Source organism: Lacrimispora sp. (assembly GCF_032078915.1).
Taxonomy (GTDB): Bacteria; Bacillota; Clostridia; order Lachnospirales; family Lachnospiraceae; genus Lacrimispora.
On sequence record NZ_DAMAUN010000083.1, the window covers coordinates 1 to 25,297 of the forward strand.

Below are 25,297 nucleotides of genomic sequence, written 5' to 3' on the forward strand. Positions count from 1 at the left end.
CAAGGAAAGGCTAAAGCGTATGATGAGAAGGTCCATTGTCACCAGCTCTTACCTGGTGTTTCCATGATGGCCGGATTGATTGCTGTGGCTGAGCCTATGGTTAAGCTGCTATTGACGGACCGGTATTTACCCTGTGTCCCCATGCTTCGGCTGCTGTGTATCGCCTATGCAACCTGGCCCCTTCATGTGGCGAATTTGCAGGCCATCAATGCCATGGGGAAAAGCGAGATATTCCTCAAACTGGAAATAATAAAGAAGGCAGTCAGCATGACTGCGCTATTCATCAGCATTCCCTTTGGGATCTATACCATGGTTGCTTTAAGGGCAGTAACCGATTTCATCTGCACCTTTATCAATGCCTATCCCAATAAAAAGCTTTTAAACTACAGCTTTTTTGAGCAGTGGAAGGATGTTCTTCCTTCTCTTCTCTTATCAGCGGTGATGTGCCTCTTCTCATACGGAGTGCAATATGTAATAGAAGGAACACTCTTGACCCTGGTTGTTCAGATACTGGTAGGAGTCGTTGTTTATGCAGGGCTTTCCTGGCTGTTCCGGCTGGAGGCTTTTTTGTACCTGTGCCGAATTTCCGGGATCACAAAAGAGTAGCGGGGTGGTTTTAAGTTTACTTTTTAAGCCGGATATTGTAGAATAAAGGGACGTTGTGAGGAAATAACCGGTGGGTATACCATTATGCCCCAAAACCGTGGACAAATAAGAGGAAAATAAATGGAACGAAAAAATGTGGCCTGGAATATGATCGGAAGCCTGGTTTATGCCGGTTCCAGCATGTTGCTCACGGCCCTGGTCAACCATCTCATAGGAACGGAACAGGGAGGGATCTTTGGCTTTGCATTCAGCACATTCGGGCAGCAGATGTTTTTGGTGGCCTATTTTGGCATGAGACCTTTGCAGAGCACGGATACAAGCCAAAGCTATACGTTTTCCGAATATCGTCTGGCCCGGTTCGCTACCTGTTCCATGGCAGTGATTTTTGGAACGTGCTATATCATTTTTAATGCCCTGTCTCCGTCGGCAGGCTATACGGCTCAAAAGGCACTGGTGGTATTTTTGATGGTGCTGTATAAGGTGCTTGACGGGTTTGCCGATGTGTATGAATCGGAATTTCAGAGGAACGGGCGTCTGTATCTTACAGGACAGGCCATGGCATTTAGAACCTTGTTGTCTGTGTTTTGTTTTTTAGGAACCCTTGCTGTTACAAGAGAGCTTGTATTTTCCTGCGTGGTTGCGGTCCTGTCCCAGGGAGCAGGGATCCTGCTGTTTGATAAACGAATGGCGGAGAGAGTCCCCGGAATGGTGTTTACCAGAACCCCCGGCAGGCAGTGGAAGCTTTTGCAGGACAGTTTTTTGCTGTTTTTATCCGTTTTTCTGGACGGGCTTATTTTTGCCATGGCAAAATATGCGGTGGATGCCCGGATGACTTCCACAGACAACGCTGTTTTTGTGGCTATATTTATGCCGACCTCGGTCATTAACCTGGCTGCTAACTTTGTGATCCGCCCCTTTTTGACCAGGATGTCTTACCAGTGGGAGGAACGGGACTTTGCGGAATTTAAGACCGGCTTAAAGAAGCTTTCCGGAATCATATTCCTTCTTACGGTCATTGCCCTGGCAGGAGCCTGGGCGATTGGGGTTCCTGTTCTGGGAGCCATTTCCAATGTGGAGCTTAAACCGTATAGATCCGGGCTTCTTTTCATTGTGCTGGGCGGCGGTTTCTTTGCGGTTATGAATCTGTTTTATTATGTGCTTGTTATCATGAAAAAGCAGAAGGGAATCTTTTTTGGCTATGTACCGGTCTGCATCCTTTCCTTCTTTCTCTCCTTCTGGCTGGTGGGAGAGGGAGGGATCAACGGAGCGGCATTCTCTTATATGCTGGAAATGCTGATTCTCATGCTTTGCTTTATGGGACAGGCGATCCATATTTTTATTACGGAGGAACGTCATGCAGGCATGCCGTTACGCCCCGGAAACATGGGTAGAGCAGAGGTAAAAGAGAGAATGGAGCGGAAGAAATGATGGATAAGGTACTGGTAGTAATACCTGCATACAATGAGGCTTTAAATATTGAGCGCGTGGTAGGAGACGTTATTACGAACTATCCCATGTTTGATTATGTGATCATTAACGACGGTTCTACCGATCAGACAGCAGATATCTGCAGAAAGCATGGCTGGAAGATCATTGACCTGCCTATGAATCTGGGACTTGCCGGTGCGTTCCAGACAGGGCTTAAATATGCTCACAGGCGCGGCTACCGGTATGCCATACAGTTTGACGGAGACGGGCAGCACAGGCCGGAATATATCCTTCCCATGAAAGAGAAGATGGACGAGGGCTATGATATTGTTATCGGCTCCCGATTTATGACAGGGAAGAAGCCCCATTCCATGCGGATGCTTGGGAGCAGGCTCTTAAGCGGCTCCATCTGGTTCACCACTGGGGTAAAGGTCAGTGACCCGACCTCCGGCATGCGCATGTTCAGCAGGAAGATGATCAAAGAATTTGCTGACGGCTTAAATTACGGTCCGGAACCGGATACGATCTCCTATCTGATCAGCCAGGGGGCTAAAGTCGCGGAAATCCCTGTGATCATGGATGAACGGATTCTGGGAGAGAGCTATTTAAATCCGGTCAATGCGGCCCGGTATATGGGAAAGATGCTGTTTTCCATATTACTGGTACAGAGCTTCCGCATTAGGGACAGGGGATAAAGGAAGGGAGAACGAACATGACAGTTTTGCTTCGCTGCGTACTGATATGCGTTTCCATATTGCTTACATTTTATGTGCTTAGAAGAATACGCCATTCTAAGATGAAGATAGAGGATTCTATCTTTTGGGTGATGTTTGCCCTGCTCTTGGTGGTATTCAGCTTATTCCCTCCATTGGCTGATTTCATTTCCCGGATGGTGGGAACCTATTCCACCGCCAATTTTATCTTTACCTTCATGATATTTATCCTGCTGGTAAAGGTTTTCTTCCAGTCTGTCAAGATATCCCAGCTGGAGCGGAAAATGACGGAGCTGATCCAGATGCTTGCACTGGACAGGGAAGATGCCAGGGAGAAGGAGGAAGGTCATCATGAAGCTCATTCTGAATAAAAAGGGATTGTGGCTTACGGCGGGAACTTGTTTTTTTCTCGCCTTTCTCTTTATTAAAACCTATGAGGAAACCATTGTGGGGATCCCCTCACCGGAATTTGAGGCAGTCCGCCGCTTTTATTGGTGGATAATCGTGTTCGGATGTGGATTTCTTGCGTGCCTGGGAGCGGCTTTGTGGATAGTTAAGACTCCAACCTTCTTATTGTTTCCAGGGACCGTGGTAATTCTTGGACTGTTTTATATGCTGGTTCTGACTCCTTTTTCAACACCCGATGAGGCGGCTCATTTTACCAGCGCTTACCGGCTCTCCAGCCAGCTTATGGGAAAACCGGCGGTGGCAGATGAAGCTTTTCTTTCCCATGCAACAGAAGAGGAAAGGGAGAGGATCAGCCGGGGAGCCAATGTTCTGGTGCGGAGCGGCGATGACGCTCCCGGGCTTTATACCCATGTGGGACGGGTCACATACAACTTAGTCCTTAAGGAGATGCTTTCCCTTGATAACAGCCAGGGGATGACGGTCCGCTATGAAATTCCGGTGAACACCACGCCTGTGGTTTACTTGCCCCAGGCCCTTGGGATTTGCCTTGCCAGGCTGCTCCATCTGGGATACATCCCTTTGGTATATCTTGGCAGGCTGTTTAATCTTCTTGCGTTTGCGGGAATGGCAGCCCTGGCCGTGAGGATCATGCCATTTAAAAAAGAGCTTCTCATGGCGGTATCGTGTCTTCCCATGACTCTTCATCTGGCAGCTTCCTTTTCTTATGATACGGCCTTTATCGGCCTGTCCATGCTGTTTCTGGCCTGGTGCTTTTACTTAGCCTTTGAGAAAGAGAAAGTGACCGTAAAGGATACGGTTCTTCTGGCTCTTTTGCTGATCCTTCTGGAGCCTGGAAAGATCGTCTATCTGCCGGTGGCCGGAATCTGCCTGTTTATTCCTTCTTCTAAATTTAAGTCCAAAAAGAATTACTGGATCTCTGTCATAAGCGTTATAGCTGCAGTCGTTCTGGCGGTGTTTTTGGTAAACCGTCTGGTCCTTTCTGCGTGGGCGACCACAACGGAAAGCTATGTGGGCTGGAGTGAAGCGGCAGGGTATACGCTGCAGGATGTGTGGGAACATCCCTATCGTATTTTTAAAGTATATTATGAAACTCTGGTGACCCAGTTTGATTATTATCTGACTACCATGCTTGGAGGATTTCTTGGCAATTTGGACCCTAACCTGACCGTGCCTCCCTTCTGTCTCATGATTTTGTGGTATGTGCTATTTGTCAGTGTGATAAGGAGAGAAGGGGAAGAAGCCCCTATGTCTGGAGGACAGAAGCTTTGGATGGTCATTCTGGTGTTTTTAAGTGCTTGTCTGGTTCTTGCCTCCATGCTATTAGGCTGGACGCCACGGGAGCTTACCTATATAACGGGTGTCCAGGGAAGGTATTTTATCCCCCTGCTGCCCCTTGTGCTGTTAGTTGTATTTGATAAACGTCTGGTCATAAACATGGATTTAAGGAAAAGTGCATGGTATCTGGAATGCTTTGTGAGCATCTATGCCCTGATACGCATCTGTTCCACGGCGTGTCTGCGCTACTGATTCATACGAAGGCAACGAGCCAGATGAAAGCCCGCCTGATTTTGGCGGCTGCTTGCGGAGTATTTAACTGGAAGGTAGGAAATTGCAATGGAAGAAAAAAGGCAGGAAAAATCCGTTGATGTGATTATTCCCGTATATAAACCGGATAAGAAATTACAGCTTTTGCTGAAACGCCTGGGGGAACAGTCATATCCTGTCCGGCGGATCATCATCATGAATACGGAACGGTCCTATTGGAAGGATGAGGAATATGGCTGGGTTCCCAATCTGGAAGTACACCATGTGACAAAAGAGGAATTTGACCATGGCGGCACCAGGAATCAGGGAGCCGGTTATTCTGAGGCGGATATTATGGTATTTATGACCGATGACGCAGTTCCGGCTGATGGGAATTTAATAGGAGCGCTGGTAAAAGGCCTTGACCAGACAGGAAAAGGCGGAGAAAAAGTGGTCTTGGCCTATGGAAGGCAGCTGCCGAATCCTGACTGCGCTCTGGCGGAGCAGTATACCCGTTCCTTTAATTACCCGGAACAAAGCAGGGTGAAAACAGGAGGGGATCTAAAGGAGCTGGGAATCAAGACCTTTTTTGCCTCCAACGTCTGCTGTGCCTATGACCGGGCTGCATTTTTGGAGGCCGGCGGATTTATTAAGCGGACTATTTTTAATGAGGACATGATTTATGCGGGAAATGCGGTAAGACACCGGGGGCAGGCGGTAGCCTATGCAGCCGATGCAAACGTGTACCATTCCCATAATTACGGCTGTATCGCCCAGTTTAAACGGAATTTTGACCTTGCGGTATCCCAGGCCGACCACCCGGAGGTATTTGAAGGGATCCGCTCGGAAGGCGAGGGGATCCGTCTTGTGAAAAAGACCTGCGCCTGGCTTTTAAAGGTAAAAAAGCCATGGCTCATTCCCGGAGTGATTGTAAAGAGCGGTTTTAAATACATGGGATATCTTATGGGAAAGCGGTATCGCAGCCTGCCAGAGGGGCTGGTTTTAAGCTTTACTATGAACAGGGAATATTGGAAAAAAGAAAGATAAAACACTGAGAAAAGCAGCCTGGTCAAAAGCCGGACTGCAATGCTGTAAAAAATAGGCTCAAGATATACTTTGAGCCTATTTTCTATTATATGGTTATTTCGCTATGGTTAAAATCCGGATTGTTTTCCATTTATTTTTTCCCTGTGATTTAGTATAATGGTCTTAGTGCTATATGAAAAAGGGGATAACCATGGATAACAGAAAGAAAAGCCTGCTGCTGCTGGTTCTGGGGGGATTGTCCAGTATCGTATTTCTTACGCTTTTGACCGCCTCCTTTTACGGATTCGTGTTAAAAAGGATCGGGGTTGAACATGCGGAAAATACCAGAACTTACCGGTACCATTATGTCATGATCATTAATAACCTGGATTCTCAGTTCTGGAATGACGTGTACCAGAGTGTACGGAAAGAAGCGGCATTACACGATGCTTATGTGGAGCTTAAAGGAAGGGATCAGTCATCAGAATATAATGCTGTGGATTTTATGGACATGAGCATAGCGGCAAAGGTAGATGGGATCCTGCTGGAATTTACTGGAGAAGAAAAGCTGGAAGAACGGATCAATGAAGCGGCTGCAAAAGGAATACCTGTGGTAACGATATTAAACGATGCACCTGCTACGGACCGGAAAAGCTATGTTGGTATTAATTCCTATGAGTTGGGGCAGGAATACGGAAATCAGATTTTAAAGATTATACCCCAGGATTCCCGGAAGGCCAGAGTGATGATGCTCCTTCATGACAATTCCATTGACAGCAACCAGTCCCAGATTTTTAATCAGATCAACAACCGGATGGTCACTTCAAGGGAAACTGCGGACCGGATTAAGGTAGAAGAGATCAAGATCCCGTCCGGACGGGCATTTGAAGCTGAGGAAATCGTGCGCAACTTATTTCAGAATCCCCAGGGTCCCCCGGACATTATTGTCTGTATGGATGAGGTGGATACGGAAGCCGTGTATCAGGCAGTCATAGATTATAACAGCGTAGGAAAGACTCAGGTCATCGGCTATTATAAATCAAAGGCAGCCTTAGAGGCGGTGAGAAAGGGGACGATGGCAATGACCCTTTACATTGACACTGGCCAGATGGGGAAATTCAGCGTGCAGGCTCTTACCGAGTCCATACATGATGGGAGGACCAATTCCTTTTACAGTGTGGACCTGCAGTTTGTAACAAAGGAAAATACGTCAGATTTCATGAGTAATTAGTGGAGCGGCTATGAAAAATAAATGGAAACGCCTATGGGAAAACTTACCGATTGCCCGCAAGCTGTTTTTGGAAGTTGCGGTAACGGCAGCCACGCTTTTTGCCAGCAATTTATTCATCTACGCCCAGATCAACCAGATGGTAGAGCGTATGAATTCTGTATACATAAGCAATGTAAATCTCAATGAGCTGTCGGAGGTCTTTTCCGATGTACAGAATTTCATGTACAAATACTTACAGGTGAAGGATTCCGAGTCCTTAACCGATTATTACCGGGCGGAGCAGGATTACAGGAAGCTGTTAGAGGGGCTTAATGTTACGGTAACGGATAATCAGATTCAGATCCTGGAAAAAAATATCCGCAACATGTCGGATAGCTATCTGGCCATCACGGATGAGACAGTACAGGCCAAGCGGGGGCAGAATGTAGAAAAGTACAAAAGCTCCTACGAATCGGCTCTAAAGCTTTACCAGTTCATCAACCGTGACATTTCAGTCTTAAACAGCCGGCAGTTTAAAAACAATTCCGCCAGCTATCAGACCCTGCAGGCAGCCCTTCAGTATCTGGAGGTCATAAGCACTGTGATCTTAATGATCGTGATGGTCATAAGCCTGACAGTCATGATGATGATGACAAAGGATATCGTTACACCGCTCACCAACTTAGCCCATACGGCAAAGCTTGTAGGGCAGGGGAATTTCCACGTAAAGGTACCATCCTTAGGTACCGGAGATGAACTGGGGATCGTAACCGGAACCTTTAATCAGATGGTGGACAGTTTGGACGAGTATGTGAATAAAATTAAAGAGAGCGCGGAAAAAGAGCAGGTGATGAAGGAGCGGGAGCTTTTAATGGAAAACCACTTAAAGGAAGCCCAGTTAAAGTATCTTCAGTCCCAGATCAATCCCCATTTTCTTTTTAATTCCTTAAATGCGGGAGTCCAGCTGGCCATGATGGAGGATGCAGAAAAGACCTCGGTATTTATGGAAAAGATGGCGGACTTTTTCCGCTATAATGTGAAAAAGGGTTCAAAGGATGCCACCATCCGTGAAGAGGTGGAGGCAGTGGAGAACTATGTTTATATATTGAATGTCCGTTTTGCAGGGGATATCCGGTACCATTCAAGAATCGATGAGGAGGCAATGGATTTTTCCATTCCAAGCATGATTTTGCAGCCCCTGGTGGAGAATGCGGTGAACCATGGGATCCGGAATATCGAACGGCCGGGAGAAATTTATCTGACCGTAGAAAACCATGAGGAGAAAATAGAAATCCGCATCAGGGATAATGGGGCCGGAATGGAAATGGAAACCCTTCATAGGATCCTGGAAGGAGGACAAGCCGCGGAAGGGGAGAATTCTACCGGGATCGGTATTCACAATGTTATTTCCCGGCTGGAGCTTTATTATAATGATGACGGTATTTTCCATATGTTCAGTGATGGGAAGGATAAAGGAACCACTGTGGTATTAAGGATTCCAAAAAGAGGGGGAGATGTACATGTTTCGCATACTGGTAGCTGATGATGAGGGGATCATGCTGGAATCCATCAGTCATATTATAAAGTCCAATTTCGGCAGCGATTGTGAGATCGCCTGTGTCAAAACAGGCAGGGCGGTCATTGAACAGGCCGGTTCATTCCGGCCGGATATTGCATTCGTGGATATTCAGATGCCTGGATTAAACGGGATCCAGGCAATCAGGGAGGTACGTAAATTCAATCCTTCCGTAGTATTCATTATTATAACAGCCTATGATAAATTTTCTTATGCCCAGGAAGCGGTGAACTTAGGGGTCATGGAGTTTATCATGAAGCCGGTCAATAAAAAGAAGATCCTGGATGTGTGCGTTAAGGCCATGCATCAGGTGGAGGAGGCCAGACAGAAGTTAAGCGATGATTTAAAGATCAGGGAAAAGCTTGAGATCGTAATTCCCATGATCGAAAGCGGGTTCATCTACAGCGTGCTTCAAGAGGACTTAGAGCTTTCTAAGAACGGTTACATTGAAATGCTGGACATAAAAAGTCCTTATGGCTTTATGATTATTCTGGAATTCGGGGACAGCATTGAGGGAGGGACTATGACCAATGCCATAGGGGTCAGTGTCCGGGTGAACAAGTATTATCCCATGGTCAGAGAGATTGTGAAGGATTACTTTGATTGTGTCATGGGGCCTGCCATGGGAAACCGGCTGGTGCTTTTCCTATCCTATGAACAGGAAAAAGTACGGTATGAGGAGCGGGTGGAAATCATTACAAGGACCCGGAATATGATCCATAAGCTGGAAAGCACCACGGATATCAAATGCAGGGGAGGGATCGGTTCTGTAAAGCCTTTGGAAGGGATTAGAGACTCCTATAAAGAGGCCTTAAAATCCTTACGGGACAGCGACAGCCATGTAGTGCATATCACGGACATCCCGGCAGTGGCTGATTATGACGGAGAATATCCCCTGGACTTAGAAAACCAGTACCTTCAAAGGGGGACAAAGGCGGACCGGGAAGGAGCGTTGTCCTGTGCCGGTGAATTTTTTGACTGGATGCTGGCTCACGACGGAGATGTGAGGTCCAATATTGAGGTAAAGATACTGGAGCTGGTCATGAGACTTGAGAGGCGGGCTTTTGAGGCAGGGAATGTCCGTTATGGTTTCCGTTATCGGGAGAACTATTTAGAAGAACTGAAAGAAGCCGCCGATACGGACGCGCTTAGGCGCTGGTTTTTAAATAAGACAAGGGAGGTTTGCGACAACATCAGCACTTCAAGGGAGAAGGAATACGAAAATGTGGTTTCCAGGGTCAAGAGTTATATTGATGAGAATTATGCCAAGGACATTTCTCTTGACGACGCTTCCCGAATGGTTGACATAAGTCCTTATTATTTCAGTAAATTATTTAAGCAGGAGGTGGGAGAGAACTTTATAGAGTATGTAACCAGAACCAGGATTAAGAACGCCAGGCGTCTTCTGGAAGATTCCAGATACAGCATTAAGGAGGTATGTATCATGTCCGGCTACAGTGATCCCAATTATTTCAGCCGGATATTCAAAAAGTATGAAGGGATGACGCCAAGCGAATATAGGGAGAGGTAAGTGTTATGAAAATGGGTCGAGGGAGATTGTTACTGGTGGTGATACTCTGTTGTGCCTTGACGGCAGGCTGTGTAAATACCAAGGCAGAGGCAGAGACCGAGGTATCGGCAAAGGCCGGGGATAGGCCCTTACAGATCGGGTTAAGCATTGATTCCTTTGTGATCGAACGGTGGATCAGGGACCGGGATGTTTTTGTATCAACCGCAAAGGAACTTGGGGCAGAGGTTAATGTACAAAATGCAAACGGGGATGTAAACGAGCAGATCGAACAGATAAAGTACTTCATAAAAAAGCAGATGGATGTAATCGTAGTGGTGGCAGGGGATTGTGAAGCCTTATCCGATGTCATGAAAAAGGCAAAAGAGGCGGGGATTAAAACCATGAGCTATGACCGGCTGATCCAGAATGCGGACAGCGATATGTACATATCTTTTGACAACAGGGAGGTCGGAATCCTCATGGCGGAAAGTCTGGTAAGGGACATTCCTGACGGTGGCAAGATATTCATGATCCAGGGTCCTGAATCGGATCATAATGTGGCAATGGTCCGGGAGGGGTTTGATTCAGTAATAAAGGGGAGAAATCTGGAAGTGGTTTATAAAAGCAACTGTGAGGGCTGGCTTTCGGAGCATGCCTTTGACTATGCCAAAGAAGCGCTGGAAATGCATCCGGATGTGAAGGGGATCATGTGCGGAAACGACGATCTGGCGACCCAGGTTTTCCGTGCCTTATCTGAGGACAGGATGGCAGGAAGGGTCTGCCTGGTGGGCCAGGATGGGGATCTGATGGCCTGTCAGAGGATCGTGGAAGGAACCCAGAATATGACAGCCTTTAAATCCGTGGAGGAAGAAGCAAGAATCGCAGCGGAATACGCAGTGAAGCTTGGGAAGGGAGAGCCTTTGGAGGGAATTGTGACGACCATTGACGATGGAACTTATGATGTTCCAAGTCTTGAGTTAAGGCCGGTTGCAGTTACCAGGGAAAATATGGATTCCGTTATCATTCAGGGAGGATTCCATGGTAAGGAAGATGTATACTTAAATGTGAAACAGCAATAGCGTTATCTTGTCGTGAAAAAGTCCTGAGCATTCAGGGCTTTTTTAATTATAATCCCTCAGGGGTATCTCCTGGGATGCACTTTAAGTATCCGATTAAGTACAGTTTTTAGATATATATCATAATAAAAATGTTGTTATGCCACTTTTTTTAGTCATTTTACAAACGGATGGAATCGTATTAAAATTAAATCATATCAAAAATATACAAAGAGGTAAAAGGAGAGAAATCAATTATGGCTGTAAAGTATATTCCAGAACCGTTTAGAATTAAAATGGTAGAACGAATTAAAATGTTAACTCGAGAGGAACGGATTGAAAAGATCAAAGAGGCTAAGTATAATATGTTCGGGTTAAGGGGCGAAGATGTTTATATTGACCTTTTAACCGATAGCGGAACCAATGCTATGAGTGATGACCAATGGTCAGGCGTTATGAAGGGTGATGAAGCATACGCCGGTTCATCCAGTTACTATAAATTATTTGATGCCGGTAAAGATATATTCGGTTATGATTTTATACAGCCGGTTCACCAGGGCCGTGCTGGTGAGAAGGTACTTTTTCCTATTTTCCTTTCCAAAGGCAAATATGCTATTTCCAATATGTTCTTTGATACAACAAGAGCTCATGTGGAATTGGCAGGAGCCAGAGCCATCGACTGTGTGGTAGAAGAAGCAAAAAATCCTTCTGTAAGAGCTCCCTTTAAAGGCAACATGGATGTTGTTAAATTAGAAAAGCTGATCAATGAACTGGGTGCTGAAAATGTTGGTCTTGTCGTAATGACGATTACGAACAACTCAGCAGGCGGTCAGCCTGTATCCATGGCAAATATGAGAGAGGTATCAGAAATCTGTAAAAGGTATCATATTCCTCTAAATATCGATGCTGCCAGATACGCTGAAAATGCTTTTTTCTTAAAGCAGCGGGAAGAAGAATGCAAAGATATGTCCATAAAAGAGATTGTCAACAAAATCTTCAGCTATGGCGATATGTTTACGATGTCAGCCAAAAAGGATACCATCGTAAATATCGGCGGTCTGATTGGAATAAAGGATGGCAATTCACCAACTATATTAAAAGTAAAAGCGAACTGTATTTCTTTCGAAGGATTTTTTACTTATGGGGGACTTTCCGGACGTGATCTTGAAGCCCTGGCAATTGGTCTCTACGAAGGAATCGACGAAGACTTCTTAAGATATCGCATCGGCCAGATGGAATACCTGGCAGCTAAATTAGACGATGCAGGAATCGCTTACCAATCACCGGTTGGAGGTCATGGGGTTTTTGTAGATGCGGCAGCATTTTTCCCGCATATCCCATATAATGAATTCCCCGCACAGGTGCTTGCAATAGAGCTTTACAAAGAGGCTGGTATCCGTACCTGTGACATAGGTTCTTTTATGCTGGGTAACGATCCTGATACCGGAGTGCAGCTTCATTCCGAGTTTGAATTTACCCGCTTTGCGATTCCGCGCCGTGTTTATACACAGGCACATATTGACATTATGGCGGATGCATTGATCGCAATCAAGCAAAGAGCGTCCGAAATTGAGCGAGGATACCGCATCACCTGGGAGCCACCGATTTTACGTCACTTCCAGGCATCTTTGGAACCCATCGAATATTAGATTATATCCGACTTCAGGGGGTATTTACTATGCGTGATCAATGGAATAGCAGAACAGGATTTTTATTTGCAGCAATTGGGGCTGCGGTAGGATTAGGTAATTTATGGAGATTTCCGTTTCAAGCTTATAAAAATGGTGGAGGAGCATTTTTCCTTCCATACTTTGTAGCTATTATTACATGTGCCGTTCCCTTAATGATCATGGAATACACCTATGGTCGGAGAATACGAGGCGGTTCCACAAAGGCATTTGCCAAACTGAAAAAGAAGTATGAAATTATTGGCTGGGTACAGGTTATGGTACCGATCGTAGTCATGATGTTCTACAGCACCATAATTTCCATATCCGTCGTCTTTATGATCTACTGTATCGGCCATACCTTCGGTATGGTAAACTGGATGAGCAATCCAGGACCTCTGTTAGGTGCTATTACCGGGCAGGCCCAGAATGCCTTCGACTTTGCAAGCGGTTTCAGCCTTTATATGCTGGGCGCAGTGGTTGTCGTATGGTTTGCCAACTGGGCCATCGTCCGGCAGGGAATTTCCGGAGGAATTGAAAAAGCCTCAAAGATATTTACTCCTATGCTCATGATTCTAATGATAATTTTTATGATTAATTCCATGACGTTAGAGGGGGCAAATATCGGGTTAAATGCATTATTTACACCGGACTTTTCTAAAATTTTAAACCCCAGTATATGGGTTGCGGCATATGCACAGGTATTTTTCTCCACCACACTTGCAGTGGGTGTTATGATTGCATACGGCTCTTATCTGGGAGAAAAACAGGATATCGTAAACAACTCGTTTATCACGGTACTGTCAAACAGCTCGTTTGATATTATTGCAGGGATCACAGTATTTTCAACCCTGGGATTTTTGGTCACTAAGCAGGGCGTTTCTTTTGACTCATTTGGAAACGGAGCCGGAGTTGCTTTTATCGCATTTCCTATCGCTATTTCAACCATGTCAACTAATATTGTGGTTCAAGGCATTTTGGGATTTTTATTCTTCTTCTGCTTATTTATTGCCGGTATTTCCTCCAGTATTTCTATGCTTGAGGCATTCAATACCGCAGCCCTGGATAAATTTAAGATTTCACGTAAAAAGCTGACAAACATCATATCTATCGCCGGTTTTATTGGAAGTGCCACCTTTGCTACATACTGCGGATTCAACTATATTTTGGATCTTGTGGATTCTTACGTGGCAAACTATGTAATCGCGACTCTTGGCCTGGTGGAAGTTGTTGCAATCAGTTACATTTATGGTACGGAGAAGCTCAGAGAAGATGCAAATCAATATTCTGACTTCAAGGTCGGTAAATGGTGGGATTACTTACTAAAATATTTTACCCCAATATTACTTGGAATTACCGTCATTTCAAATTTTGTGTCCGGTATTATGAAGATGTTTGGTATGGATTCTGTAACCTTGATGTCAAATGTTGTATTCGGCTGGGGAACTGTTGTACTTATGATCGGTGTTGCCATTGTGTTCTGTAAACGCCCGTGGCAAGTTGAAATTGAATAAACTAAGGGGGAATTACTATGAATCCATTTGCATTGGCTATGATGATTGTTGGCTGTTCCGTTGTATGGGGTGGACTGTTACTATGCGTGGGCATAGCCCTGACTAAAAAACCGGAGAATAAATAAGGTGTAAAAATCAAAAGGGATATTGCAAAACTAACAAGGTTAGTTTTGCAATATCCCTTTATACATTTGTTAGCTGTCTTTTAAAGAAGCCATTTCAAGAAATATTTTAATAAAAGGATTCTCATTGGATTTCTGGAACATGGCAACAAAATTCCCGGGATAAAAATCCTTTAAATTAATAGCTTTAACATTCGGTGTTAAATGCTTGGAACAAATACTCGGTAAGAATGCCACCCCCAGTCCTGATTCTACCATTAATATCTGTGATTCCAGGCTGTTAGCATTAATCGTATCTTTAATGTAAAAACCGGCCCTCATCGTAAATTGTCTTAAGATCTCCAGGGAGCAGGGACCTGAATCTTCACTTAAAGTAATTAATGTACATTCATTAAGTGAATCAGCTGATATGGTATCAAACTGAGCAAGCGGATGTTTTTTATTTACAATGATATACATTGTAGAAGGAAAAACCTGCTTTACCGCGGTCTCATCCAATGATACAAAAGCGGGACTAAAAGGATGATTAAAGACGATATCCAATTTTCCGGCTTGTAAGTATGAGATAAGGTCGTTATAATTATACTTAGCAACCAGGACATCAATATCCGGATACAGGGTCCTAAACTCAGAAACTACCTGCGCTATTAAAATATGCTCATAATGACCAAAGCCGATTTCTAATACTTTGGGATGCAGTTTTGCCGTCTTTTGGGTTTGAGAGATCATCTCGTTGTACAGCTCTATAACCTCTAAAGCTTTGTTATAAAAAACTTCCCCGGCAGATGTAAGAAAAACAGTTCTGTTGTTTCGTTTTAACAAAACGACTCCCAGTTCTTCTTCTATTGCTGCAATCTGGCGGCTCATTGCTGTTTGCACCATGTGGTGTTCCTGGGCGGCTTTTGTAAAATTCTTATGTTTTACAACTGAAACAAAATAAGATAATTTCCTGATTTCCATTTAACCACCATATCTTTTCAATGAGACTATAAGAAAAACTCATACCATTCCTATTTTAACAAGATGTCTGAAAAATTGCAACCGTAAGTCTTAATTTCCTCTCTGTTTACAGCAATTGTTATGACAGCTTTAGTAGCATTTTCTTGACACGAAAAAGTCCTGTGCATTCAGGGCATTTTTTTTTTGGATTAATCCGTGCTATTGATTCGCAAACAAGTCCTGTTCTATTCATGATAAGATGAAACTGTCAGCAAAAACAAATATTGGAGGAGGAAGAGAAAACATGAAACGAAAATTTTTAGCGGCTGCAATGGCCCTTGCCTTAACGGCAGGAATGCTTTCCGGATGCTCAAGTTCTACAGGTTCTGCACCGGAGAACAAAGAGACCCAGACAACTGGGGCAGCCACCACAGAGGCTGCCAAAGCGGCTGAGACCAAAGCAGAGGAAACAACAGCAGCAAAGGGGAATGGAACCTTAGTCGGAGTCGCCATGCCCACCAAGGATCTGCAGAGATGGAACCAGGATGGATCTAATATGAAGAAGGAACTGGAAGATGCCGGCTATAAGGTGGATTTACAGTATGCCAGCAATGATGTCCAGACCCAGGTATCCCAGGTGGAGAACATGATCTCCAACGGCTGCCAGATATTAGTCATTGCCTCTATTGACGGAAGTTCTTTGGGAGAGCCTTTAAGCCAGGCCAAAGCCATGGGAATTCCAGTTATTTCCTACGACCGTCTGATCATGAACTCTGATGCGGTTACATATTATGCTACCTTTGATAACTATAAAGTCGGACAAAAGCAGGGTGAGTACCTGGTAGAGGCTCTGGACCTTGAGAAGGCAGCAGATCCTAAGAACATTGAGCTGTTTACCGGCGATCCGGCTGATAACAACTGTAACTTCTTCTTTGGCGGGGCCATGGATGTCCTTAAAAAGTATATTGACAGCGGAAAGCTTGTAGTAAAATCCGGCCAGACTGCGTTTGAGCAGGTAGCAACCGCTAACTGGGATTCAGAGAAATCTCAGAACCGTATGGATACCATTATCGCAGGTAACTATTCTGACGGAACCGTATTGGATGCAGTCCTCTGCTCCAATGACTCCACTGCTCTTGGCGTTGAAAATGCCCTTGCTTCTTCCTATACCGGAAAATACCCAGTCATCACCGGACAGGACTGTGATATCGCCAATGTAAAGAACATGCTTTTAGGAAAACAGGCTATGAGTATCTTTAAGGACACCCGTACCCTTGCTTCTCAGGTCGTAAAAATGGTGGATTCCGTTATGCAGGGCGGAGAAGCTGAGATCAATGATACCAAATCCTATGATAACGGAACTGGAATCATCCCAACTTATCTGTGTGATCCAGTGGTTGTAACGGTTGACAACTATAAAGATATGTTAATTACTTCCGGATACTATACGGAAGACCAGTTAAAGTAATAGAAATTATTTTCTTATGGGGACGGCTTCTTACAGATATAGAGGCCGTCCTTAAGAAATGACGGCAAGGGAGGGATATTCTTGGCAAAAATACTTTTGGAAATGAAGAGCATAACCAAGACATTTCCAGGCGTTAAGGCTCTGGATAATGTAAACCTTCAGGTAGAGGAAGGTGAGATCCATGCCCTGGTGGGTGAAAATGGAGCTGGCAAATCTACCCTGATGAACGTGCTCAGCGGCATTTATCCCTATGGCACCTATGAGGGAGATATTATTTATAACGGAGAGATCTGCAAATTTAACCGTATCAGTGACAGTGAACAAAAGGGAATCGTCATCATTCATCAGGAACTGGCTCTTGTCCCCTATATGACGATTGCAGAAAACATGTATCTGGGAAATGAAAAGGGGAAAAGGTACGCGATCAACTGGAATGAAACCTATGGAGAGGCGGACCGGTACTTAAATACAGTGGGTCTTGTGGAATCTTCCCATACTTTAATTAAGGATATCAGCGTGGGAAAGCAGCAGCTGGTGGAAATTGCAAAGGCACTTGCAAAGAATGCCAGGCTTTTGATCCTGGATGAGCCTACCGCATCCTTAAATGAAGATGATTCCAAAGCGCTTCTGGAGCTTTTGTTAAAATTTAAATCAGAGGGATTAACCTCTATCATTATTTCTCATAAACTGAATGAAATTGCCTATGTGGCGGATAAGATCACAGTCATCCGCGACGGCTCAACCATAGAAACACTGGACAGGAAAAAGGATGCCATTACCGAGGACCGCATTATCAAAGGCATGGTAGGGCGGGAACTGGTGGATCGTTTTCCCAAACGGGAAGACGTGGAAATCGGTGAAAGAGCCATGGAAGTGGAGCACTGGAATGCCTGTCATCCACTGTATTCGGACCGTAAGGTAGTAAATGATGTCTCCTTTTATGTGAGGAAAGGAGAGGTCGTGGGAATCTGCGGCCTGATGGGCGCCGGAAGAACAGAGCTTGCCATGAGCATTTTCGGAAAGAGCTACGGCGTCAATATCTCGGGAAAGGTCCGTATCAAAGGGCAGGAGGTAGCGTTAAACTCCGTCCGGGAAGCCATACGCCATAAGCTTGCCTATGTTACCGAAGACCGGAAAGGCAATGGCCTGATCCTTGGAAATCCTATCAGGATCAACACGACCCTTGCAAATATGCAGGCAATCAGCCGCCGCTCCATTATTGATAAGGATAAGGAATTTGCTGTGGCAGAAGATTACCGGGATAAGTTAAAGACCAAGTGCCCCACTGTGGAACAGAATGTAGGGAATTTAAGCGGCGGAAACCAGCAGAAGGTCCTCCTTTCAAAATGGATGTTTGCAGAGCCGGATATTCTGATTTTAGATGAACCCACCAGAGGAATCGATGTGGGCGCAAAATACGAAATATACTGCATCATCAACCGCCTGGCTGCGGAAGGCAAATCTGTCATCATGATATCATCGGAGCTTCCTGAAGTACTTGGAATGTCCGACCGTATTTATATCATGAATGAGGGCCGTATGGTGGGAGAGGTCAGTGCGGCCGAGGCAACCCAGGAGAAGATCATGGCCTGTATTTTAAAATCAGATAAAGGAGAGTAGAAGATGGAGAATAAGATGAAATTATCTGAGGGATTAAAAAAATATACGATGGTGATCGTTCTGGCCGTTGTAATCTTTCTTTTCACGGTCAACACCGGAGGGAAGATGCTCCTGCCCCAGAATGTGAACAACCTGATTGCCCAAAACGCCTACGTATTTATTCTGGCAACCGGCATGCTTTTTTGCATTCTTACGGGAGGCAACATTGACTTATCCGTAGGCTCTGTGGTCTGTTTTGTAGGAGCAGTAGGCGGAAGCATGATGATCACCATGGGGATCAACCCCTATCTGACCCTGCTTGCGATGCTGATCATCGGTATGCTGGTAGGCGCATGGCAGGGCTTCTGGATCGCCTATGTACGGATCCCTCCCTTTATCGTGACTCTGGCCGGCATGCTCATGTTCCGCGGGTTATCCAATGTGGTTTTGCAGGGCATGACCTTGTCTCCCATTCCGGATCCGTTTTTGAGTCTGTTTAACACCTATGTTCCGGATCTATTCGGGATGCAGGGCTTTAACCTGACCTGTTTTCTAGTGGGAATCATTGCCTGCCTGGTTTTTGTGGCACTGGAACTTTTAAACCGGAGAAGAAAGCTTCAAAAGGGATACCGGGTGGATCCAATTGGAGGCATGGCAATCAAGATGGCTCTCATCAGTTTTGTGGTCCTGTTTGTTATGTATAAGCTGGCAAGATATAAAGGCATTCCCAATGCCCTGATCTGGGTGACTGCGATCATTGGGATTTACAGCTATATTTCTTCCAAAACCACCACAGGACGGTATTTTTACGCTGTGGGCGGAAATGAGAAGGCCACCAGACTGTCCGGTATTGATACCAACAAGGTGTATTTCCTCGCTTATCTGAATATGGGACTGCTGGCAGCAGTGGCAGGCATGGTAACGGTTGCCCGCTTAAATTCCGCCAATCCTACAGCGGGAAACAGCTATGAAATGGATGCCATCGGTGCCTGCTTTATCGGAGGCGCTTCCGCATACGGCGGGACCGGAACTGTACCGGGAGTAATCGTGGGTGCAACCCTGATGGGCGTGCTTAACCTTGGCATGAGCATCATGGGTGTGGACCAGAACCTTCAGAAGGTGGTAAAGGGTGCAGTCCTTATGGCAGCGGTTATTTTTGATGTGGTAAGTAAGAGAAAGTCATTTATTGTAAAACAGTAATTAAAAAGAATTTTCCCCCGAATCGTAAAATTGTTGATCAGATATGGGGATATGAGTCCATAAAGAGTAATAGAATGCTGTTTTCTTGTACAGATGTATAAGAGGCAGCATTTTTTATCTTCAATAAAAGACATTTTTCGCCTTTCATTCTACCTGGATTCTCCTGTGAATGAGCTGCTTATTTTAATAAAAATCCCCCTATATATAGAAATCTGGTCAAACTTGTGGTAGAATGCTACAAGTAAAAGAATGTTTTGTAAGATAAATACCTTACAGGTATACCATTATGTCAAAAAAAATAGACAGAAAGTGGAAAGGAGCATAAATTATGGGAAAGATAAAGGTATCAACATGCGGAATAGAAGGACTTTTTGTCATTGAGCCTGCGGTATTTCACGATACCAGAGGATATTTTATGGAAACCTATAATCAGAATGATTTTAAAGAAGCCGGACTTGACATGGTTTTTGTACAGGACAACCAGTCCATGTCTACAAAAGGCGTACTGCGGGGGCTTCACTTCCAGAAGCAGTTTCCACAGGGAAAGCTGGTACGGGTTGTAAGAGGAAAAGTGTTTGACGTTGCGGTGGATCTGCGTTCCGCTTCTGAAACTTATGGTAAATGGTTCGGGGTGGAACTGTCTGCAGAAAACAAAAAGCAGTTTTACATTCCGGAAGGCTTTGCCCATGGATTTTTAGTTTTATCCGATGAGGCAGAATTTGCATATAAATGTACCGATTTCTATCACCCGGGTGATGAGGGCGGAATTTTATGGAGTGACCCGTCAATTGGCATTGACTGGCCGATTGAGGAAGGTATGGAGCTGATCATTTCTGAAAAGGATCAGAAATGGAGCGGAATCCGGGATACCTTCAAATTTTAGTGAGAGGAGAAAACCATGAATTATCTGGTTTCCTTAATAAAAGAAATTATTACAAAGAGAAAGCTCATTCTGGATCTGTCAAAGGCGGATTTTAAAAAACGGTTTGTAGGCTCTTATTTCGGGATCGCCTGGATGTTTTTACAGCCCATGGCAACCGTGCTGGTATACTTTTTTGTATTCCAGATGGGCTTTAAAAGCGTACCTCCGGTCCCGGAATACCCTTACGTGCTTTGGCTGATACCAGGCATTGTGCCCTGGTTTTATTTCAGCGAGGTACTGAATATGGGGACGGGCTGTCTTCAGGAATACAATTATCTGGTGAAAAAGGTGGTGTTCCGGGTAGAGATCCTTCCGGTCATTAAGATGATTTCCTGCCTGATGGTACATGGTATATTTGCAATCATCATGATCCTGGTATTTTTCTGCTACGGCTTCCTTCCAAAGGCAAGCTGGATCCAGATTCTGTATTATTCCTTTGCAAGCTCCATGCTGTCACTGGCTATTGCGTATTTTACCAGTGCCATTCATGTGTTTTTCAAGGATATGGCTCAGATCATAGGGATCTTTCTGCAGTTTGGCATGTGGATGGTGCCGATTATGTGGGCGCCTGAGATGTTTCCGGCAATCCCATCCTGGCTGCCGGTACTGCTTAAGCTAAATCCTTTCTATTATATCGTAGCCGGATACCGTGACAGCATGCTGACCGGAAACTGGCTGACAGAACGGCCGACCCTGGGACTTTATTTCTGGACAGTGACCATTGTCCTGATGCTTATAGGGCTGAAAGTATTTAAAAAACTGCGCCCACACTTTTCTGATGTACTATAACCTTCACGAAAGCAATGAGTAGTGCGAAATATGGCAGAAAAAGATTTTCGTTGTGCTTGCACATAAGAAAATCTTTTCCTGACATATTTCATAGGGCGAATGCCCGTGAGCTTGCGAAACTGAAAGTTTCGCAAGCTGCACTACGGACCTGTGGGATAATTTTATGTAACATGGAGGATTCAATGTCCGTAGAATGGAACAACAAAGCAATATCTGTTAACAACGTAACAAAAATATACAAACTATACGAAAAGCCCGCCGACCGATTAAAGGAGGCTTTAAGCATAACCCACAAAAACTACCATAAAGACTTCTATGCCCTAAACGGCATTTCTTTTGATGTAGAAAAAGGACAAACCGTAGGAATCATCGGAACCAATGGATCAGGCAAGTCCACCATACTAAAGATCATTACCGGAGTCCTCACCCCCACCTCAGGCAGTTTAGAGGTAAACGGTGTGATTTCCGCTCTATTAGAGCTGGGAGCCGGATTTAATATGGATTATACCGGAATCGAAAACATTTACATGAATGGCACCATGATGGGCTTTTCCAAAAAAGAAATGGATGGAAAGCTTAAGGACATCTTAGACTTCGCAGACATCGGTGACTTCATTTACCAGCCGGTAAAAACCTACTCAAGCGGTATGTTCGTCCGCCTGGCGTTTGCGCTGGCAATCAACGTGGAGCCTGAAATCCTGATCGTTGACGAGGCCCTGTCCGTTGGAGATGTATTTTTCCAGGCCAAATGCTACCGCCGAATGGAAGATATCCGCCAGAATGGAACCACGATATTAATGGTCACTCATGATATGGGTGCAATCATCAAATATTGTGACCGTGTGGTAGTATTAAACAAAGGCAATTTTATCGCCGAAGGAGAGCCGGGAAAAATGGTGGATCTCTATAAAAAGATCCTGGCAAATCAAATGGATGACCTTGGAGAAGAACTGGAAGAAATAAGAAGCGGCATATTAAACGATTTTTCCGGAGACCAGGCTGCAATTCAGGCACAGTCCCAAAAAAACCGCCAGGAAGGCCTTATGAAGGAAAAACTGACGATCAATCCAACCCGTACCGAATACGGCGATAAGAGAGCAGAGATCGTGGATTTCGGACTTCTGGACGAAAGAGGAAATGTAACCAACCTCCTCCTTAAGGGAGAACGCTTTACCATTAAAGAACGGATCCATTTCCATACCCAAATCGAAACGCCCATCTTTACCTACACCATCAAAGATAAAAGAGGAGCCGATTTAACCGGTACCAACACCATGTACGAGGCCTCTGATGTGCAGGCCGTGGGAAAAGGCGATGAATATGAGGTGGAATTTAACCAGAAAATGACCCTTCAGGGAGGGGAGTATCTTCTTTCCATGAGCTGCACCGGATTTGAAAACGGAGAGCATGTGGTTTACCACCGCCTGTATGACATCGCAAATATTACGGTCATTTCCAATAAAAATACGGTAGGTATTTATGATATGGAACCGGAAGTAAGCGTAAAGCTTCACCGGGCAGGAGAGTGAGGAGGAAACGCCCATGAAAGATTTGAGCCCTGAACTTAAGAAGCTGTTTTTAAAATATGATGGAGATACGAAAAAGCTGCTGCAGGAGAATCCTAACCTGGATTACCTCTATGCATTATCTGATATACGTGAGAACCTTCTGGAGTGGTATGAATTTGATGAGGAGAGCTCCCTGCTTCAGGTAGGGTCCGATTACGGCGCCCTGACCGGATTGTACAGCAGGCGGGTCAAAGAGGTAACTGTCCTTGACCCTGACAGTAATAATCTGTCGTTCAATCGTTTGCGCAATGAAAAACAGGGAAACATCCGATATATAACCGAAGATTTAGACACCTTTGAAGAGGAAGGCTTCGACTATGTGGTGATGGTGGGTTCTTTAAGGCCTCCATATGACAAACACATAAGAAAAGCAAAATCCCTTTTAAAGCCGGAAGGAAAGCTGATCCTTTCCATATGCAACCGCCTGGGCCTTAAATATCAGGCCGGTGCGGTTCCTGATAAGGACCGGCTTTCAAGGGCAGAGGTCCTGGAGCTATTGTGCGGAGAGGACGGAAGATCGGGGAATGCCGAATTCCATTATCCCATGCCCGACTACCGCCTGCCCATGACCCTGTATTCCGATCAATATCTGCCAGGCAAGGGAGATTTAACTCACGCCATACTGGCCTATGATTATCCGAAATATTTGAAGTTTGATTTAGGAAAGATGTTCGACGAGGTATGTGAGGGAAAGCAGTTTGAGACATTTGCCAATTCATTTTTAACCATTTGGAGCCGTCATGAAGAAAATTAACTTTGTAAAATACAACAAGACCCGCAGGGAAGCGTTCCAGATCCGCACCAGTCTGGTGGAAGAGGAAGGCTGTCCATTTGTGGAGAAGACAGCCTTAAGGCCTGAGGGTGTTGCACATATAAAATCCCTTGGTGAAAAATATAAAAGCCTTGCGGCGCAAAGCCAAAAGCTTAAGGTCGCCGGGGTTTCCATAAGTCCGGATGAAAGGACCGCCCGTTTCGATTTCCTTAAAGGTCAGACCCTTTCCGAGCTGCTTGGAAGGGAGATCCGTAACGGAAAGGTTTCCGTATCCCATATGGAAGACGGGCTTTCCCTGATCCTGGATGTGAAAGAAAACTGTATCATCCCCTTCACCATTACAGCCGAATTTGAGGAGGTATTTGGAAAACTCGCTGAGTCAGATGAAAAAGACTGGGCGTTTAAAACCTCCAACATTGACTGTCTTTTTGAGAACATCATGATGACCGGGGACGGTCCTTATCTCCTGGACTATGAATGGGTATTTTCCTTCCCGGTCCCAGTCACTTTTATAAAGTTCCGGGTTCTTTATTACTTTTACGAGCAGTATAAAAGCCTTTTGTCCTATGGTTCCATGGAAGCCTTTATGGACGAATTCGGTGTGGAGGCAGAGCGTATTGCAACATATGAGCAGATGGAACGCTGCTTCCAGGAATATGTCCACGGAGAGAACCAGCAGATCTATCTGGTCAATTATATGCAGGAAACCCATGCCCTGCCTGAGGATATGTATGGCTTTTCCCAGGTGATCGATGAGACAAAGGAACGCCTTTCCCAGATGGAAATGGAGATACGGGAAAAGGATGTGCTCATCACCAGGCAGCAGGAAGAAAAGCGTCTGACCGACAATCATGTGACAAACCAGGAGATGATCATTCAGACCCTGCGGGCGGATTGCGACGATATGAGAGAGATGATCACCTGGCTTCAGGGGCACGAAGCATTAACCTTCCGCGCCAGAAGAAAGCTGGGAAGAATCTTTAACGAAAGGTTCCCCAAAGGGACCAGAAAGCGGAAGCTGCTGTTTTATGCTAAGGATACGGTATTTCATCCGCTGAAATCCTTCCGCCTCTATACAACAGAGGAAGGGAGGAACCTGATCGAAGGAGATATGAAGATTGGAGATGCCTACCGTGCCCATGGAAAGCTTCGTTTTATTAAAGAGGGTCATCCCATGGTATCCATCGTCATCCCGGTCTACAATCAGATCCATTATACCTATGCCTGTCTTGCATCTATTCTGGAGCATACCAGGGACGTGGTGTATGAAGTCATCATAGCAGACGATGTTTCTACCGATGCAACTGCAGAACTTTCAAAATTTACGGAAAACGTGGTCATATGCCGCAATGAAACCAACCAGGGATTTTTGCGGAACTGCAACCAGGCAGCCAAAGCTGCCAGGGGAAAATATGTCATGTTCCTCAACAATGACACCCAGGTAACGGAGGGGTGGCTAAGCAGCCTGGTGAACCTAATCGAATCAGATCCAACCATCGGAATGGTAGGGTCCAAGCTGGTTTATCCCGATGGACGCCTGCAGGAAGCAGGAGGGATCATCTTCCGTGACGGTTCCGGCTGGAATTACGGACGCCTTGATGACCCGGACAAGCCGGAATACAACTATGTAAAAGATGTAGATTATATATCCGGAGCCGCC

General features: G+C 45.1%; 21 protein-coding genes and 1 pseudogene. 21 read left to right on the forward strand and 1 reads right to left on the reverse strand.

The genetic code is table 11. The features are described from left to right. The 13 genes and pseudogenes from RT269_RS23845 to RT269_RS23905 all read left to right on the forward strand — a co-directional run. A pseudogene (locus RT269_RS23845) lies at positions 1-606 on the forward strand (polysaccharide biosynthesis C-terminal domain-containing protein); the annotation flags it as partial. A 120-nt stretch (positions 607-726) separates the two neighbouring features. Continuing rightward, positions 727-2,034: a lipopolysaccharide biosynthesis protein gene (locus RT269_RS23850; RefSeq protein WP_313186379.1), complete on the forward strand. Its 1,308-nt coding sequence runs from the start codon at positions 727-729 to the stop codon at positions 2,032-2,034. Then, on the forward strand, positions 2,034-2,729 hold the full coding sequence (locus RT269_RS23855) for a glycosyltransferase family 2 protein (RefSeq protein WP_313186413.1): 696 nt from the start codon (positions 2,034-2,036) through the stop codon (positions 2,727-2,729). The genes RT269_RS23850 and RT269_RS23855 overlap by 1 nt, the downstream gene beginning before the upstream one ends. 17 nt (positions 2,730-2,746) lie before the next feature. Beyond that, the gene (locus RT269_RS23860; protein ID WP_038277537.1) at positions 2,747-3,118 is read left to right on the forward strand and encodes a DUF2304 domain-containing protein; all 372 of its coding nucleotides are present in this window, start codon (positions 2,747-2,749) and stop codon (positions 3,116-3,118) included. Further along, on the forward strand, positions 3,099-4,703 hold the full coding sequence (locus tag RT269_RS23865) for a DUF2142 domain-containing protein (RefSeq protein ID WP_313186384.1): 1,605 nt from the start codon (positions 3,099-3,101) through the stop codon (positions 4,701-4,703). Before RT269_RS23860 ends, RT269_RS23865 begins: the two co-directional genes overlap by 20 nt. Before the next feature lie 87 nt (positions 4,704-4,790). Then, entirely contained in the window at positions 4,791-5,747 is a 957-nt protein-coding gene (locus RT269_RS23870; RefSeq protein WP_313186386.1) for a glycosyltransferase family 2 protein, read from the forward strand. A gap of 190 nt (positions 5,748-5,937) precedes the next feature. Then, positions 5,938-6,957 carry a substrate-binding domain-containing protein gene (locus tag RT269_RS23875; RefSeq protein WP_313186388.1) on the forward strand — a complete coding sequence of 340 codons (1,020 nt, stop codon included), beginning with the start codon at positions 5,938-5,940 and terminating at the stop codon, positions 6,955-6,957. Between the two features lie 10 nt (positions 6,958-6,967). Then, positions 6,968-8,479 (forward strand): sensor histidine kinase, encoded by a 1,512-nt coding sequence (locus RT269_RS23880; protein ID WP_313186390.1) that lies wholly within the window; start codon positions 6,968-6,970, stop codon positions 8,477-8,479. Then, positions 8,457-10,043, forward strand: a complete 1,587-nt coding sequence (locus RT269_RS23885) for a response regulator transcription factor (RefSeq protein ID WP_313186392.1) — start codon at positions 8,457-8,459, stop codon at positions 10,041-10,043. The genes RT269_RS23880 and RT269_RS23885 overlap by 23 nt, the downstream gene beginning before the upstream one ends. Before the next feature lie 5 nt (positions 10,044-10,048). Further along, complete coding sequence (locus RT269_RS23890) at positions 10,049-11,101, forward strand: sugar ABC transporter substrate-binding protein (RefSeq protein WP_313186394.1); 1,053 nt, start codon at positions 10,049-10,051, stop codon at positions 11,099-11,101. A 233-nt stretch (positions 11,102-11,334) separates the two neighbouring features. Next, positions 11,335-12,726 carry a tryptophanase gene (locus tag RT269_RS23895; RefSeq protein WP_313186396.1) on the forward strand — a complete coding sequence of 464 codons (1,392 nt, stop codon included), beginning with the start codon at positions 11,335-11,337 and terminating at the stop codon, positions 12,724-12,726. 29 nt (positions 12,727-12,755) lie between these two features. Next, positions 12,756-14,258 (forward strand): sodium-dependent transporter, encoded by a 1,503-nt coding sequence (locus RT269_RS23900; protein ID WP_313186398.1) that lies wholly within the window; start codon positions 12,756-12,758, stop codon positions 14,256-14,258. Between the two features lie 17 nt (positions 14,259-14,275). Then, a complete protein-coding gene (locus RT269_RS23905) occupies positions 14,276-14,383 on the forward strand; it encodes a MetS family NSS transporter small subunit (RefSeq protein ID WP_313186400.1) in 108 nt (35 codons plus the stop codon). Positions 14,384-14,452: 69 nt separating this feature from the next. Here RT269_RS23905 and RT269_RS23910 read toward each other — a convergent pair whose 3' ends face one another. Further along, complete coding sequence (locus RT269_RS23910) at positions 14,453-15,340, reverse strand: LysR family transcriptional regulator (RefSeq protein ID WP_313186401.1); 888 nt, start codon at positions 15,338-15,340, stop codon at positions 14,453-14,455. A gap of 283 nt (positions 15,341-15,623) precedes the next feature. On the opposite strand from RT269_RS23910, the gene chvE reads away from it, so the two are divergent. The 8 genes from chvE to RT269_RS23950 all read left to right on the forward strand — a co-directional run. Continuing rightward, complete coding sequence (chvE, locus tag RT269_RS23915; RefSeq protein ID WP_313186403.1) at positions 15,624-16,787, forward strand: multiple monosaccharide ABC transporter substrate-binding protein; 1,164 nt, start codon at positions 15,624-15,626, stop codon at positions 16,785-16,787. 81 nt (positions 16,788-16,868) lie between these two features. Then, positions 16,869-18,407, forward strand: a complete 1,539-nt coding sequence (mmsA, locus tag RT269_RS23920) for a multiple monosaccharide ABC transporter ATP-binding protein (protein ID WP_313186404.1) — start codon at positions 16,869-16,871, stop codon at positions 18,405-18,407. Positions 18,408-18,410: 3 nt separating this feature from the next. Beyond that, the gene (mmsB, locus tag RT269_RS23925) at positions 18,411-19,586 is read left to right on the forward strand and encodes a multiple monosaccharide ABC transporter permease (protein ID WP_313186405.1); all 1,176 of its coding nucleotides are present in this window, start codon (positions 18,411-18,413) and stop codon (positions 19,584-19,586) included. Positions 19,587-19,914: 328 nt separating this feature from the next. Beyond that, positions 19,915-20,469, forward strand: a complete 555-nt coding sequence (rfbC, locus tag RT269_RS23930) for a dTDP-4-dehydrorhamnose 3,5-epimerase (protein WP_092242699.1) — start codon at positions 19,915-19,917, stop codon at positions 20,467-20,469. A 15-nt stretch (positions 20,470-20,484) separates the two neighbouring features. Further along, entirely contained in the window at positions 20,485-21,297 is an 813-nt protein-coding gene (locus RT269_RS23935) for an ABC transporter permease (RefSeq protein WP_313186407.1), read from the forward strand. Between the two features lie 182 nt (positions 21,298-21,479). Continuing rightward, positions 21,480-22,826, forward strand: a complete 1,347-nt coding sequence (locus tag RT269_RS23940; protein WP_313186408.1) for an ABC transporter ATP-binding protein — start codon at positions 21,480-21,482, stop codon at positions 22,824-22,826. A gap of 13 nt (positions 22,827-22,839) precedes the next feature. After that, a complete protein-coding gene (locus RT269_RS23945) occupies positions 22,840-23,619 on the forward strand; it encodes a class I SAM-dependent methyltransferase (protein WP_313186410.1) in 780 nt (259 codons plus the stop codon). Next, the coding region (locus RT269_RS23950) for a glycosyltransferase family 2 protein (RefSeq protein WP_313186411.1) at positions 23,606-25,297 on the forward strand (1,692 nt) is incomplete at its 3' end. The genes RT269_RS23945 and RT269_RS23950, both read left to right, overlap by 14 nt.